Source organism: Herbaspirillum sp. 3R11 (genome assembly GCF_004563925.1).
Lineage (GTDB): Bacteria > Pseudomonadota > Gammaproteobacteria > Burkholderiales > Burkholderiaceae_D > Herbaspirillum.
On the sequence record NZ_SPNJ01000005.1, the window covers coordinates 417,426 to 432,171 of the forward strand.

The 14,746-nt window shown below is 60.1% G+C and carries 10 protein-coding genes and 2 tRNA genes; 7 read left to right on the forward strand and 5 right to left on the reverse strand.

Annotated elements, in window-relative coordinates; translation table 11 throughout:
- Window positions 1-38: 38 nt before the first annotated feature.
- Window positions 39-3,101: an Rne/Rng family ribonuclease gene (locus E4P32_RS22000; RefSeq protein WP_116435691.1), complete on the reverse strand. Its 3,063-nt coding sequence runs from the start codon at window positions 3,099-3,101 to the stop codon at window positions 39-41.
- Window positions 3,102-3,785: 684 nt separating this feature from the next.
- Here E4P32_RS22000 and E4P32_RS22005 point away from each other — a divergent pair.
- The 4 genes from E4P32_RS22005 to E4P32_RS22020 all read left to right on the forward strand — a co-directional run bounded on the left by E4P32_RS22005 (window position 3,786) and on the right by E4P32_RS22020 (window position 7,026).
- Window positions 3,786-4,817, forward strand: coding sequence for an RluA family pseudouridine synthase (locus E4P32_RS22005; RefSeq protein ID WP_116435693.1), 1,032 nt, complete (start codon window positions 3,786-3,788; stop codon window positions 4,815-4,817).
- 49 nt (window positions 4,818-4,866) lie between these two features.
- Window positions 4,867-5,526 carry an HAD-IA family hydrolase gene (locus E4P32_RS22010; protein WP_116435694.1) on the forward strand — a complete coding sequence of 220 codons (660 nt, stop codon included), beginning with the start codon at window positions 4,867-4,869 and terminating at the stop codon, window positions 5,524-5,526.
- A gap of 11 nt (window positions 5,527-5,537) precedes the next feature.
- Entirely contained in the window at window positions 5,538-5,909 is a 372-nt protein-coding gene (locus E4P32_RS22015; RefSeq protein WP_116435695.1) for a Rieske 2Fe-2S domain-containing protein, read from the forward strand.
- 76 nt (window positions 5,910-5,985) lie between these two features.
- Window positions 5,986-7,026, forward strand: coding sequence for a S49 family peptidase (locus E4P32_RS22020; RefSeq protein WP_116435696.1), 1,041 nt, complete (start codon window positions 5,986-5,988; stop codon window positions 7,024-7,026).
- Window positions 7,027-7,100: 74 nt separating this feature from the next.
- Here the strand turns inward: E4P32_RS22020 and E4P32_RS22025 are convergent, their stop codons facing one another.
- Window positions 7,101-7,853 carry an SAM-dependent methyltransferase gene (locus E4P32_RS22025; RefSeq protein WP_116435697.1) on the reverse strand — a complete coding sequence of 251 codons (753 nt, stop codon included), beginning with the start codon at window positions 7,851-7,853 and terminating at the stop codon, window positions 7,101-7,103.
- Window positions 7,854-8,052: 199 nt separating this feature from the next.
- Here E4P32_RS22025 and E4P32_RS22030 point away from each other — a divergent pair, with 199 nt between their 5' ends.
- Window positions 8,053-9,510, forward strand: a complete 1,458-nt coding sequence (locus E4P32_RS22030; RefSeq protein WP_116435698.1) for a Ppx/GppA phosphatase family protein — start codon at window positions 8,053-8,055, stop codon at window positions 9,508-9,510.
- A gap of 81 nt (window positions 9,511-9,591) precedes the next feature.
- On the opposite strand, the gene E4P32_RS22035 is transcribed toward E4P32_RS22030, so the two are convergent.
- The gene (locus E4P32_RS22035) at window positions 9,592-11,250 is read right to left on the reverse strand and encodes a peptide chain release factor 3 (protein WP_116435699.1); all 1,659 of its coding nucleotides are present in this window, start codon (window positions 11,248-11,250) and stop codon (window positions 9,592-9,594) included.
- Between the two features lie 237 nt (window positions 11,251-11,487).
- The gene (locus E4P32_RS22040; RefSeq protein ID WP_167735673.1) at window positions 11,488-12,936 is read right to left on the reverse strand and encodes a DUF3300 domain-containing protein; all 1,449 of its coding nucleotides are present in this window, start codon (window positions 12,934-12,936) and stop codon (window positions 11,488-11,490) included.
- A 349-nt stretch (window positions 12,937-13,285) separates the two neighbouring features.
- Here E4P32_RS22040 and E4P32_RS22045 point away from each other — a divergent pair.
- Window positions 13,286-13,362: transfer RNA gene (locus tag E4P32_RS22045), tRNA-Pro, on the forward strand.
- An 84-nt stretch (window positions 13,363-13,446) separates the two neighbouring features.
- Window positions 13,447-13,523 (forward strand) — tRNA-Arg (locus tag E4P32_RS22050).
- A gap of 98 nt (window positions 13,524-13,621) precedes the next feature.
- Here E4P32_RS22050 and E4P32_RS22055 read toward each other — a convergent pair.
- The gene (locus E4P32_RS22055) at window positions 13,622-14,473 is read right to left on the reverse strand and encodes an amino acid ABC transporter substrate-binding protein (protein ID WP_233526716.1); all 852 of its coding nucleotides are present in this window, start codon (window positions 14,471-14,473) and stop codon (window positions 13,622-13,624) included.
- Window positions 14,474-14,746: the final 273 nt, after the last annotated feature.

Here is a 14,746-nt window from a genome sequence, read left to right on the forward strand (position 1 = left end):
TTTTTCTTTCCTGCGCGATGCTTGTGCTTGCTAAGGCATCAACGACGGGTTTCGACCTGGACCAGAGGGTCAGTCGATTGCGGCGGCAATGGCTTGCGTTCACGCGGCACGCGCGGCGCAGGCACGATCTGGGCTGCGGCGGCCTGGGCTGCGCGCAGTTTTTCCGGATCGGTGCTGGCCAGGGTCAGACCGGCCGACGACAGCATGTCGTTCAGGTCATTCCATTGCTTGCCGTTGGAGGCTGCAGGAGCAGGGGCTGCAGCGACTGGTGCCGGAGCAGGCGTCGGAGCAACAACTGCCGGAGCCGCTTCAACTGCTTGCGGCGCTGGTGCAACTACGGGCGCAGCAAGAGCCGGTTCCACGGCTGCCGGGGCAGGCGCTTCGACGGGGGCAACCGCAGCGGACGGAGCAACTTCAGCTACTGGTTCCGCTACGACCGGGGCCGGCGCTTCGACAGCGGCTACCGTTTCCTGAACACGCGTCACAGCAACCGGTGCAGGCGCAGCTTCGGCCGGCGTTTCAATTGCCGGAGCAGCTTGCACGGCGACCGGAGCTTCAGCAGGAGCTGGAGCAGAAGCCGCTGCTGGTGTTGCAGCAGGAGCCTTTTCGTACCATGGACGCTCATTGTCGTCGGCAGGCGCAGCGACAGTTGCAGCTGGAGCGGCAACTTGCGCCGACTCTTCGCCATCCGCACCTTCAGCGGATTCGCCATCGGCGTTTTCGCCACCGTTTTCACCGTCACGATCGCGGCGATTGCGGTTGCGGCCGCCACGACGACGACGACGACGCGGTTCGCCTTCTTCGGTTGTGCCTTCAACTTGATTGCCTGCCACTTGTGCAGTTTCAGCGCCTTCGACGTCGGTCACTGCGGCAGCAGCAACACCGGTCGCCAGAGCGGCTTCCAATGGCAATCCATCTTCCGCTTTCGGCAGGTCCTTGCGCTCTTCGCGTGGTGGACGCGGCGTGCGCGGTTGACGTGGTTCACGTGCTTCGCTGCCTTCGCGCGGCTCGCGGTTTTCGCGTGGTTCGCGGGCTTCCTTCGGCTCACGCGGTTCACGGCCTTCGCGCGGCTGGCGTGGTTCACGCGGTTCGCGCGGCTCACGATCATTGCGACCTTCTGCGCCTTCACGCGGCTCGCGTGGTTCGCGGGCTTCCTTCGGTTCACGCGGTGGGCGCGGCGGACGGGCTGGCTTGCCTTCGTATTCCTGCTTGCCGGATTCGTCGCGGGCGGCTTTCTCAGGTGCTGCGCCGTCGCGCTCTTCGCGCTCGTTGCGGTTGCGGCCGTTGCGGTTGCGACCGTTACGGTTGCGGCCGTTGCGGTCGGCGTGATCGCGTTTTTGCGGGCTCTTGGTGTCGGCTGGTGCGGCGACAGGCGTCGCTTCAACCGGCTTGGTGCGGAAGAAGCTCCAGATCTTGCTGAAGAAGCCCGACTCAGGCGCCAGTGTCGGCGGCTGCTCAACCGGTGCTGCCACCTTGCGCTCGACGATAGGAGCTGGCTGGTCAGGGGTGATGCCCTTGACGACGGCTTCCTGGCGCGGCTTGACGTCTTCCTTCTGGCGCTTGCTGTAACCGATGTCGGTTTCGGCTTGTTCTGCCATGGCGTAGCTGGCTTGCGCGTCATCCAGGCGTGGATCGTCGTGCTTGATGCGCTCGAGCTTGTAATGCGGGGTTTCCAGATGCTTGTTCGGGATCATGATGACCGTCACGCGGTGGCGTGTTTCGATCTTCAGGATTTCGCCGCGCTTTTCGTTCAACAGGAAAGCGGCGACGTCGACCGGCGCCTGGACGTGAATGGCGGCCGAGTTTTCCTTCATTGCCTCTTCCTGGATGATGCGCAGGACTTGCAATGCGGACGATTCGGTATCGCGGATGTGGCCGGTGCCGTTGCAGCGCGGGCAGGTCACGTGGCTGCCTTCGGACAGCGACGGACGCAGGCGCTGGCGCGACAATTCCATCAGGCCGAAGCGCGAGATCTTGCCCATCTGGACGCGGGCACGGTCGTGGTGCAGGGCGTCTTTCAGGCGGGATTCGACTTCACGCTGATTCTTGGCGTTTTCCATGTCGATGAAGTCGATGACGATCAGGCCGCCCAGATCGCGCAAGCGCAATTGGCGGGCCACTTCGTCGGCGGCTTCAAGGTTGGTGTAGAACGCGGTGGTTTCGATGTCGGAGCCGCGGGTGGCGCGCGCCGAGTTGACGTCGACGGAGACCAGGGCTTCGGTGTGATCGATCACGATGGCGCCGCCGGAAGGCAACGGCACGGTGCGCGAGTACGCGGTTTCGATCTGGTGTTCGATCTGGAAGCGCGAGAACAGCGGCACGTCGTCGTGGTAGCGCTTGACGCGGTGGACCATGTCCGGCATCACGTGCGCCATGAACTGCTGGGCTTGTTCGTGGATGTCGTCGGTGTCGATCAGGATTTCGCCGATGTCAGGCTGGAAATAGTCGCGGATCGCGCGGATCACCAGGGACGATTCCTGATAAATCAGGAACGCGCCGGAACCGGACTGGCCGGCGCCTTCGATGGCGCGCCAGAGTTGCATCAGGTAGTTCAGATCCCACTGCAGTTCGTCGACGTTGCGGCCGATGCCTGCGGTGCGGGCGATGACGGACATGCCGTTGGGCAGGTCCAGCTTGTCCATGGTTTCGCGCAGTTCCTGGCGATCTTCGCCTTCGACACGGCGCGATACGCCGCCGCCGCGCGGGTTGTTCGGCATCAGGACCAGGTAACGGCCGGCCAGGGAGATGAACGAGGTCAGGGCTGCGCCCTTGTTGCCGCGTTCTTCCTTCTCAACCTGGACGATGATTTCCTGGCCTTCGCGCAGGGCTTCCTTGATGGAAGCGTTGCGGACGTCGATGCCTTCCTTGAAATAGGTGCGGGCAACTTCCTTGAATGGCAGGAAGCCGTGGCGCTCTTCGCCGTAATTGACAAAGCAGGCTTCGAGCGATGGCTCGATGCGGGTGATGACGCCTTTGTAAATGTTGGATTTACGCTGTTCGCGTCCGGTGGCTTCGATATCGATGTCGATCAGTTTTTGACCGTCAACGATGGCTACGCGCAATTCTTCCTGCTGCGTAGCATTGAACAACATACGTTTCATGTTTCACTCCGTGGCACTGAGGCCGCTTTATTGACGCACGATGAATGCATCAAAAGTACAAGGATGTACGCGAGAACGAAGTGATTGGGGGAGGGAATTGCCTTAGTGTGTGGAGCGCGCCAGGGTGGCGGCACTCATGCACAACGGGGCGCGGATGCGGTGAACCGGGAAGCCGAGCAGCTCCGTATCCACGCGCGCCGTTCCGCATGGAGCGGTCACGGCAGCTGTGGACGGTAAGCTATATGTTTGAGCCAAACGAAGCATTATTCTAAAAGTTGGCAAATCGGCGAATCGGGTTCACTTGCATCAACCGGCAAGCACTTCGTTTTTCAACTGAAGGTCTTGCCAGACTTTATCCTGATAATCCAAGCACATCTGTTCAACATCCAAGTGCGTTATCCGATTGCAACTGCGGTGCAAACTGGACTCGCGCAGGGATGATGCGTACACGTTTTTAAGGAACCGTCCAATCGCGCGGAGAAATGTCGCGTCCACAATGTCTTCGTAGGGTGTACGAGGCTTGCCGACAGGACCCTGTCGCCGCATGCTGCGATTTTTAATGGTTCCCCCCATCAAATTTGCAAATTAGCGAGGCTGATGAAGACGCCTCTGTGTAGAATGGTCTTTTTTATTCTTACACTGACACCGGTTTTCTGACCAGCGTCGAGCGATTATATATTCAAAATGAAGGACTTAGCGAGATTTTCTGGGAAGACGCCTGAAAAGCCTGAATCACCCGCGTCGACCCAATCTGCACCTGCTTCGCCGCAAGTCCAGCTGCTCACGATTTCGGAAGAGGAAGCCGGTCAGCGCATCGACAATTTCCTCTTGCGCGTCTGCAAAGGCGTGCCCAAAAGCCATATCTACCGTGTCCTGCGTTCCGGCGAAGTACGTGTCAACAAAGGCCGTATCGACCAGACTTATCGTCTGCAAGACGGGGATATCCTGCGCGTGCCGCCGATCCGCATTGCCGAAAAGGCATCTGCTGCGGTGGCTCCCGGCGCCGAATTCAAGATATTGCTCGAAGACAATCATCTGCTCATCATCGACAAGCCGACCGGCGTGGCCGTGCATGGCGGATCCGGCGTCAGCTACGGCGTCATCGAGCAATTGCGCGCCTCGCGTCCGGACGCCAAATTCCTGGAACTGGTACACCGGCTTGACCGCGACACCTCGGGTGTTTTGTTGCTGGCCAAGAAACGTTCGGCGCTGACCAACCTGCATGAGCAGATGCGCGACGGCCTGACCGACAAACGCTACCTGACGCTGATTCACGGCGACTGGAAAAACGCCCGCCAGCACATCAAGTTGCCGCTGCACAAGTACAGCACAGCCGAAGGTGAGCGTCGCGTGCGGGTGCAGGAGGACGGCCAGGCGTCGCACACGGTGTTTTCCCTGATCCGGCGCTATGGCGAATTCGCTTTGCTGGAAGCGGAACTGAAAACCGGTCGCACCCATCAGATACGCGTGCATTTGTCTGCCAGCGGTTTTCCCATCGTGGGCGACGACAAGTACGGTGATTTCCCCCTGAACAAGTCCTTGCAGAAAGCCGACGGCGAGAGGATCGCGTTCAAGCGCATGTTCCTGCACGCGCATCAGATCAGTTTTACGCATCCCGATAGCGGCAAGACAGTGACCCTGAAGGCCGGTTTGCCGCCCGAATGCCAGCGCTTCCTTAAGAGCCTGGAAGGCCTTGATGCGGCGTCCGCAGTTTGATCGGACCGCGGGCCGGCACACGATTTTTGAATATGTTGAAAAGTGAAACATGGCAAGAAAGCAATTTGACCTGATCGTCTTCGATTGGGATGGCACGTTGATGGACAGCACCTCGACGATCGTACGTTGCATCCAGGCCGCCGCGCGCGACCTGGGCCTGCCGATTCCCGACAAGAGTGCGGCTTCCTACGTGATCGGGCTGGGCCTGCAGGACGCGATGCAGGCGGCGATTCCGGACGTCGATCCGAAATACTATCCGCGCATCGTTGAGCGCTATCGCCACCATTACCTGGGCCAGGACAAAGACCTGAGCCTGTTCGACGGCGTGCGCGAAATGCTCGACGACCTCGGACAGCAAGGCTATTTCCTCGCCGTCGCCACAGGCAAGAGCCGCGTCGGTCTCAACCGCGCGCTCAACAGTACCAATCTGCTGTCGGTCTTCGACGCCACGCGCTGCGCGGACGAGACGTTTTCCAAGCCGCATCCGGCCATGTTGCAGGAACTCACACGTGAACTCGGCCAGGAAATGGGCCGCACGCTAATGATCGGCGACACCACCCACGATTTGCAGATGGCGCTTAATGCAGGTGCAGCCGGGGTTGCGGTAGAATTCGGCGCGCATCCGGTGGAACAGTTGCAGGCGCTCAATCCGCTGTATTCTGCCGGTTCCATCAAAGTGCTGCACCAATGGCTCAATGACAACGCTTAGGAAACCCGGCTATGGAAGAAGTGTTGATTCCGGTATGCGCCTCGACTGAGATCGAGGAGGGCGGCAAAGGCCGTCGCTTTGCGGTATCGGTACACGGCGACGACGCTACCGGCTTCGTGGTGCGCTACGGCGGCGCGGTCTACGGTTACCTGAACCGCTGCGCCCACGTACCGATCGAGCTGGATTGGGCAGAGGGCGAGTTCTTCGAATCCAGCGGCCTGTATCTCATGTGCGCAACACACGGCGCGGTATATGCGCCCGATACCGGCAAATGCGAAGGCGGCCCTTGTACGGGTGCGCGTTTGCGTAAGATCATGGTGTTTGAAAAAGACGGCGCCATCTTCTGGGCGCCCGACGATTATGTAAGGCCCGCGCTGGCATAAGCCATGCGGGAACCCCGGCAGCCCTCGCCAGCAGTGCATAAGCTGGCATCGGCAGGCTGCCGTTCCGAGTGACGATATGAGCAATAACGAATTTGAAAATCCCGAAGCACAACCGCCCAAACCGGCTGAACCGGTGCCGCCCACTACCGGCACTGCAACGACGGTAGTCGCGGAAGAAAAGAAGGGCGGCTGGGAGCGCGACGTGCTGGAAAAGCTGGCCCTCTTCGCCGTCAAGGAACAACGTGCGCGCCGCCGCTGGAGCATCTTCTTCAAGATCGCCGGCCTGGCCGTGCTCGTGTTCGTGGTCTGGAGCGCCTTCAACTACACCAAGTCGGAAGCGGAGCCGGTCGGTACCCATACCGCGCTGGTGGAAATCTCCGGCACCATCGAAGCCGAAGGCCGGGGTTCGGCTGCAGCCGTGATTCCGGCGCTGGACAAGGCGTTCGCCGCCGACGATTCGCTCGGCGTGATCCTCAAGATCAACAGCCCCGGCGGCAGCCCGGTCCAGGCCGGCATGATCAACGATGAAATCGTGCGCCTGCGCAAGCAATACCCGAAGAAGCCGCTGTACGTCGTGGTCGAGGAAATGTGCGCCTCCGGCGGTTATTACATCGCCGCGGCGGCCGACAAGATCTACGTCAACAAGGCCAGCATCGTTGGCTCCATCGGCGTGCTGATGGATGGTTTCGGCTTCACCGGCCTGATGGACAAGGTCGGCGTCGAGCGCCGTCTGCTGACTGCCGGTGAGAACAAGGGTTTCCTCGATCCGTTCAGCGCCCAGAATCCTAAGCAGAAGGAATACGCGCAGCAGATGCTCAACGAAATCCATCAACAATTCATCGACGTGGTGCGCAAAGGCCGCGGCCAACGCCTGAAGGAAACGCCGGAGACTTTCTCCGGCCTGTTCTGGACCGGTTCGAAGGCGGTTGAGATGGGCCTGGCCGATGGTTTCGGCACCGTCGACAGCGTCGCGCGCGACGTCATCAAAGCGGAAGACCTGGTTGACTACACCCAGACCGAAGGCTTGCCTGAGCGCGTGCTCAAGAAGTTCGGCGTGGCGGTCGGCAGCGGCGTCGCCAAATCGATGGTGGGCAGCAACGGATTGCAACTGCGCTGATTCTGCAGTTCACGTAAAACAGCCGGCGGAGATGATCGCATCTCCGCCGGCTGTTTTTATTTCCGTACGAGGATTTATTCGGCCAGCAACAGGAACACCGTCGGTTTCTTGTGAAAGTCTGGTGTCTTGCCGGCGCCAAGTTCGCTTTTCCATTTGGCGGCAGTCTGCGTGCGGATTGCTTCGCTCGCCAAGGTCAGGTCGGTCGCCACGCTGATCAGCGTGTTGCCGTTGCAGGCAGTTGCCAAGGCTTCCAGCATCGCGCCGTTGCGATAAGGCGTTTCGATCAGCAATTGGGTCTGTTTTTCCTGGCGCGAACGATCTTCCAGTTGCTTGATGCGTTTGGCGCGTTGTGCGGCGTCGGTCGGCAGATAGCCGTTGAAGGCGAAACTCTGGCCGTTGAGGCCGCTGCTCATGACCGCCAGCAACAGCGACGACGGTCCCACCAGCGGGCGTACCTGGATGCCGTGCTGATGCGCCAAGCGCACCAGGTTGGCGCCGGGGTCGGCCACCGCCGGCACGCCTGCTTCCGAGATCAGTCCGGCATCTTGCCCGGCCAGCAGCGGCGCCAGCAAGGTCGGCAAGGCCGCGGCTTCGGTGTTGACGTTGAGTTCGGCGATGCGGATTTCCTGCAAGGGTTTGGCCAGCGGATGATGCACATTGACCAACTTGAGGAAGGCGCGCGTGGTCTTTGCGTTTTCCGCGATGAAATACTCGAGGCGTGCGGCCAGCGCCTGTACCTCGGTCGGCAGGATGGATGCCAGCACGTTGCTGTCCGCCGTATCGGCGGGGCCCAGCGTATTGGGCACAAGATAAAGAATACCGGGCATGTCTAAGTCGTTAAAATAAGGGCTGGCGCTATTAGACCTGATTTCACCGCTGCCTGCGAGCTTTCGGCGGGTTTGTCGGGCAAGTCTTATACGGTTGTCATGAAACTGTCATGCTAGGCAACTATTGTGTCGGTTCGGCATCGACAGAAATTAGCTAAATAATTTCCATACGGCCTCAACACCCTCCGAAAGGGAATGAATGTTTGCAGCAGTAGATCTTGGTTCCAACAGCTTTCGCCTGCATATCGGCAAGCATGAAGGCGACACCATACGTGTCGTCAAAAGCGCGCGCGATCCGATTCGCCTGGCGGCCGGTCTGGACAAGAACGGCAAGCTGACGCCGCAGGCAATTGCCGGCGCGGTCGAATCGCTGGCCCGCTTCCGCACCATCCTGCGCGATTACCAGCTCGACGCCGTGCGCGTGGTCGCGACCAATACCTTGCGCGTCGCCAAGAACGCGCATGAATTCCTGCCCGACGCCGAACGCGCGATCGGCTACCCGGTGGAAATCATTTCCGGTGAAGAAGAAGGCCGTCTGATCTACATGGGCGTCGCCGGCGCACTGGCCTTGCCTGACGAAGACCGCCTGGTGATCGACATCGGCGGCGGTTCGACCGAAGTCATCCTCGGCCATGGCAGCGACGTGCGCCGGGTCGAGTCCTTCGGCATCGGCACCGTCAATCAGAGCCAGGCTTTTTTCGGCGATGGCTACATCAATGAAGCCGCGTTCGAGCGTGCCATCCTGTCTGCGCGTTCGCATGTGGAAGACGCCGTGGTGCCGTTCGGCGCCCAGCATCGCAGCAAGGTCTACGGCTCGTCCGGCACCATGCGCGCGATCGCCGACACGATCGCCAAGAACGGCATGGGCGACGGTCGCGTCACGCCTGAGAGCGTGGAAGAACTGAAGCAGCGCCTGATCGCTTTCGGCCACGTCGACCATATCGAACTGGCCGGCATGAAGCCTGACCGCGCCGCCGTCATCATGGGCGGCCTGGCGGTGCTGATCGGCCTGATGCAGGAATTGAATATTTCAGTCATCTCGCCGGTTGAAGCCGGCCTGCGCATGGGCGTGATGTGGGACTTGCAATTGCGCGCCACGCAGCGCGATCGTCGCGAGCAATCGGTGGATGATTTCAGCCGACGCTTCCATATCGACGAGTTGCGCGCGCGCCAGGTAGCCGAGACTGCACTAGGTTTCTTCCAGATGCTCAAGCCCGCCAACGAAGCCTATGCCAAGTATCTGAACTGGAGCGCCTTGCTGCACGAAGCCGGTCTGATCGTGTCGCAGAGCAGCTACCACAAGCATTCGTCCTACCTGATCGCCAACGCCGATCTGCCCGGCTTCACGACACGCGAGCAACGGGTGATGAGCACGCTGATCCTTGGCCAGAAGGGCAACCTGCGCAAGATCGGCGAAGTGGTGTCCGATCCTGATTTCGCCAAGGCGGTGCTGGCGCTGCGACTGGCAGTGATGTTCATGCACGCGCACATCACGCTCGATCTTGACGACGTCCGTCTCAAGATGAAGAACCGCATCGATATCGACATCAAGCGCGACTGGCTGCGCGATCACCCAACCGTGTCGTACTGGATGCAGAAAGAGCAGGAGTGGTGGAGCGGCATCGGCGTTGATTTTTCCATCCGCGTGAATGCCTGAAGCAGGCTCGCTCGCATCGCAATAAAAAAATCCCCGCACCTGGCGGGGATTTTTTATTGCTGCAGCAGAGCTTCAGTCAATTCAGTCAAGCTTGGCGGCATGCTCGCGCGTGGCGTGGAAGGTGACTTCCGGCCAGCGTTCCTGGGTCAGGCGAAGGTTCACGCCCGATGTTGCCAGATAAGCCAGGTTGCCGGCTGCATCGTGCGCCAGGTTGAAACCGGCGGATGATTTTTCGAAATCTGCCAGCTTCTTCTTGTCGTCGCAAGTGACCCAGCGCGCACTGCTGATACTGGCGCCCTCGAACACGGCGTCGACGCCGTATTCATTGAGCAAACGGCTCGCCACCACTTCAAACTGCAGTACGCCGACCGCGCCGAGGATCAGGTCGCCGTTGTTGGTCGGCTTGAAGACTTGCACCGCGCCTTCTTCACCGAGCTGTTGCAAGCCCTTGTGCAACTGCTTGATCTTGAGCGGATTGCGGATGCGCGCGACGCGGAAGAAGTCCGGCGCGAAGTAAGGAATGCCCGTGAACTGCAGCAGCTCGCCTTCAGAGAAACTGTCGCCGATCTGCATGTTGCCGTGGTTGGGCAAGCCGATGATGTCGCCGGCGTAAGCTTCTTCCACCTGCTCGCGGCTGGACGCCATGAAGGTGACGACCGACGACACCTTGATCTCGCGATTCAGGCGCAGGTGCTTGAGCTTCATGCCGCGCTCGAAGCGTCCCGAGCACACGCGCAGGAAAGCGATACGGTCGCGGTGGGCCGGGTCCATGTTGGCCTGGATCTTGAAGACGAAGCCGGAGAACGGCGCTTCCTTCGGTTCCACGCTGCGCACGGTGGCGTCGCGGCTGCCTGGGGCCGGTGCCCAGTCGAGCAGGGCATTGAGGATTTCACGCACGCCGAAGTTGTTGATGGCGGAGCCGAAGAACACCGGCGTCTGGATGCCGGCCAGGAAATCGTCCAGGTTGAACGGATGCGACGCGCCGTGCACTAGTTCGACTTCCATCTTGAGCTGTTCGATTTCCAGCGGGAACATCTCGACCAGCTTGGGATTGTCGATGCCCTTGATGATTTCGACGTTGCCGTCGGCGCGTTCTTCACCGGCCTTGAACAGCATGATTTCGTCGCGCAGCAGGTGATACACGCCGCGGAAACTCTTGCCCATGCCGATCGGCCAGGTCACTGGCGCGCATTGGATCTTGAGCACCGATTCGAGCTCGTCGAGCAGTTCCAGCGGGTCGCGCGTTTCGCGGTCCATCTTGTTCATGAACGTGATGATCGGCGTGTTGCGCATGCGGCAGACGTTGAGCAGCTTGATGGTCTGTTCTTCCACGCCCTTGGCGGCGTCGATCACCATCAGCGCCGAGTCGACTGCGGTCAGCACGCGATAGGTGTCTTCCGAGAAGTCCTGGTGGCCCGGGGTGTCGAGCAGGTTGACGACGTGGTCGCGGTATTCGAACTGCATGACCGAGCTGGCCACCGAGATGCCGCGCTGCTTTTCGATTTCCATCCAGTCAGAGGTCGCATGGCGGCCGCTCTTGCGCGCCTTGACGGTGCCGGCCAGCTGGATCGCGCCCGAGAACAGCAGCAGCTTTTCGGTCAGCGTGGTTTTACCCGCATCGGGGTGGGAAATGATGCCGAAGGTGCGGCGGCGCGCAACTTCGCGCGCGATCAGTTCAAGCGGGGCCTTGCTGGTCGAGCCGGAGTCTTCGTTCGCGGAATCGGGAGTAGTGTCTTGCATCGTGAGTCGGTAGGTCGAAGGCGTTGAAAGCGGCGAGCGCCCAGTACGACAGGCGGCCGAAGTGCGGTGCTGCCGTCGTTCATGGGAATGTGACGGAAATAGAAAAAGGGCTGGAAGATCCAACCCTTTTGTTTCCCGGCGCTCTAGGCGCCTGGTCACGTCTCGGAAGCCGCGATTATAGCGTATTCGCCGCCATTCTCCGCGTTCCGGACGCAGGTCGCCGGTTTCAGGCAGGCACTATTTCCTGTCGGGACGATCAGGCCGTTCGGCGCGCTCCTCGCGTTGCTGAGGCCGCGGCTCGGGCCGCTGGGCCTGTTCGTGACGTTCCTGCGGCGGTGGCGCAGCGTGGACGGCGGGCGCTGAACGCTGTACTTGCGGCTCGGGGCGTGGGGCGGCTTGGGCCTGCGGCGGCGGTGCGCGATGCGCTGCCTGTGGTTCCGGGCGGTGTTCCGGACGCGGTGCGTTATCGGGACGCTCGGCACGTTCCGGACGATTCTGATGCATGGCGGATGGAGCAGGCGCAACAGGTGCCGCAGGAGCAGGGCGGGCCTGCGGTGCCTGCTGAGGCGCCTGCAATTGCGACGCCGCAGCCGGAGCCGGTCGTTGTGCAGCCGGGGCATTGTTCGGCGCCATCAGGTTCGCCTGTGCCGGCCGGTTCTGGTCGCGACGGTTGTCCCTGTCATTGCGATCATTGCGATCATGGTCGCCGCGATGGTCGCGGTCATTATCGCGCTCAGCCTGTCCGGGACGCTGGTCCGGACGCGGACCCTGATTTTGCGGAGAGGGGGCGACGGCGGCATTCGGCGCTGCATTCGGACGGGATACATTGCCCACATCCGGGCGGCGATCGTCGCGACCGTTGCGCGGACTGTGCTGCCAGACAACGGGTTTGTTGTTGACGACGACGTTCCTGGTCACGTTATTGGTGACGTTGACATTGTTGATGCGCACGTTGTTGACCAGCACGTGATGCTGGCGCCAGTCGGGCCGCGCGTCGCTGTAGACCGAGCGCACGATGCCGGTGCCGGCGCCGAAGGAAATGCCGATCGAGACGTTATAGGTGGGCGGACGATAGCGCGGCGGCGGCGCCCAATAGACCGGCGGGCGCTGCGGCCACCACCAGCCGCCATACACCACCGTCGGATTGTAGTAAGGCACGTAGATGACTTGCGGATTGACCGGCTCGATCACGATGATCTGTTCCTGCTGCACGATGCGCTGCTGACTGCTGGACTGCAGGTTGCCGGCGATCTGGGCTTTCACGCGCAGATTCTGCACGGTGTCCATCACATTGGCCTGCTGCGACAGGAATGCATCGCCGAGGCGCTGCGTCCAATCCAGCTTGTCGTTCATCATCGCCAGCACAGAAGGGAATTGCGCCAGCGATTTCACGCTGGGATCCCAAGGCATCGGCGCGATCGAGCGCGCCAGTGCATCGCCTTGCAGGCCGGGGCGACTGTCGACGAAGCGCGCCGCCTGCACCACTTCCAGCGGATAGGTAGCCGCCATCAGTACCTGCGCCAGCAGCGAATCGGGATAGAGGGCGACCGGCGCCAGCATCTGGTCCAGCTCTTCCTGCGAGAAGACGGCAGGCGGACGATTCATGTCCTGCGCGGATACGTTGGACAGGCCGGACGCCATCGAAAAAAGGGCGGAGGCGATCCAGGCGAGGGTTTTCTTGTTCACGGCGATTCTCCTTTGGACGGGAAGCGCGCGATGTATCGACAATCAGTGATAAACGATTTACGGCATTGCCAATTCTTGCACCTGACGCAAAAGGAACAGGTGAAAATCCAGACAATGCGGCTCGCGCGCAGATGTCCTTATCTTCGGTCAGGGAATCGCAACAAGGTGTAACCAAACTGCAAGGGATGTTTCAGCTTCCGAATCCTGCAGCAGAGCGCGCGGTACGATTGCGCAGAAGCCGCAAAAGATGAAACTTCGCACCCGCTCATAGGAGAAAATTTAAAAATATTGAAGAAAATGTGAAGAAGGTGTTGACCGAACCACCATGTCGGGATATTATCTCGCTTCTCGGAGTGTAGCGCAGCCCGGTAGCGCACCTGGTTTGGGACCAGGGGGTCCAAGGTTCGAATCCTTGTACTCCGACCACACATGAACGGGCTGTCGAAAGACAGCCCGTTTTCATTTCCGAAGACGATTTCAAGCGCAGCAATTCCTGCTTGATTCACCGATCTGCCCTTAGCTCAACCGGATAGAGCAATGGCCTTCTAAGCCATAGGTTAGGGGTTCGATTCCCTTAGGGCAGGCCAACCTCTCTGCACTGTTCTCTTTTCTTCCCGCATCATTCTCTTTGCTTCTTGTTTCCGGCAGCCGCGTTGGCATCGACATGCAATTTGCATCGGCAATTTCAATTGGTGATCTTGTCCGTCGGATAGCGCAGCGAGTCGCGCAGGATATAACTCATCGGCATGCCGAGTGAACGCTTGTCCGGGCCGATCGGTTGCATGAACCAGCGGTTGTAGAGACGGTATATCTCTCCGCTGTTGGCCAACCTGGCCATTTGCCGATCGACCATTTTCTTGAATTCGGGGTCGTCATTGCGCAGCATGATGGCGTAGGGTTCCACAGACAGCGGTGTACCGACGATGATGAATTTTTCGGGATCCACTGCGTTCTCACGCGCACCATACAGCAATATTTCATCCATGATGAAGGCATCAGCCATGCCGTGCTCCAGCATCGAAAAACATTCCCGGTCGCCGTCCAGTTCAACCACCGTCAGATCGAGATAGCGGATATTGCTGCGCTTGTTGATGACGTCGATCATCGCCGTGGCGCGCGTGGTCACCACGCGCTTGTTGCGCAGGTCGTTCCAATTCTTGATGGGGGAGCCGGCCTTGACCAGCATGCGTACGCTGGTAAAGAAGTGCGGGATGGTGAAGGCGAACTTCTTGCGGCGTTCGGCGTTATTCGTGCTGACGCTGCACTCGAGGTCGGCGCGATTGTCGAGCAGGGCACTGAAGCGGGATGACGCATTCACGGGCAGGTACTGGATCTTGATGTCGGGCAGGCGGAGTTCCTGGCGAATGCCCTGGACGATCTTGCGGCAAATTTCGATGGTATAGCCGCTGACTTCGCCGTCGGGCTCAATCACCACGAATGGCGACAGATTGTCCACGCTTCCCATGAAGGACAGCACGACGGTTTTGGTTTCGCGGATTTTCTTGATGGTGTCGCGCGCAGAAGCAGTTGCTGACATCGCGCCGAACGTGAAGGCAAGAAGAAAGAAAAGAATAAACGGTCGGATGAAAGGCAATCTGAAGGCTGACGCGGAAGATGAGAGCAAAGGGAAATCATTCATGTGGGGCCGTCTTTCCTGCAACAACATCGGCTGATCTTATGATGCAAGTTGGCAAGATTCAAGCGCAGAAGTCCCACGATACTCCGCAAAATTGAAAAGCCACGGATCAGTCAAAGTCCTTCGATTCGACGCACACATTAATTCTGCATGAAAAGAAAAAAGCCCGGCGAG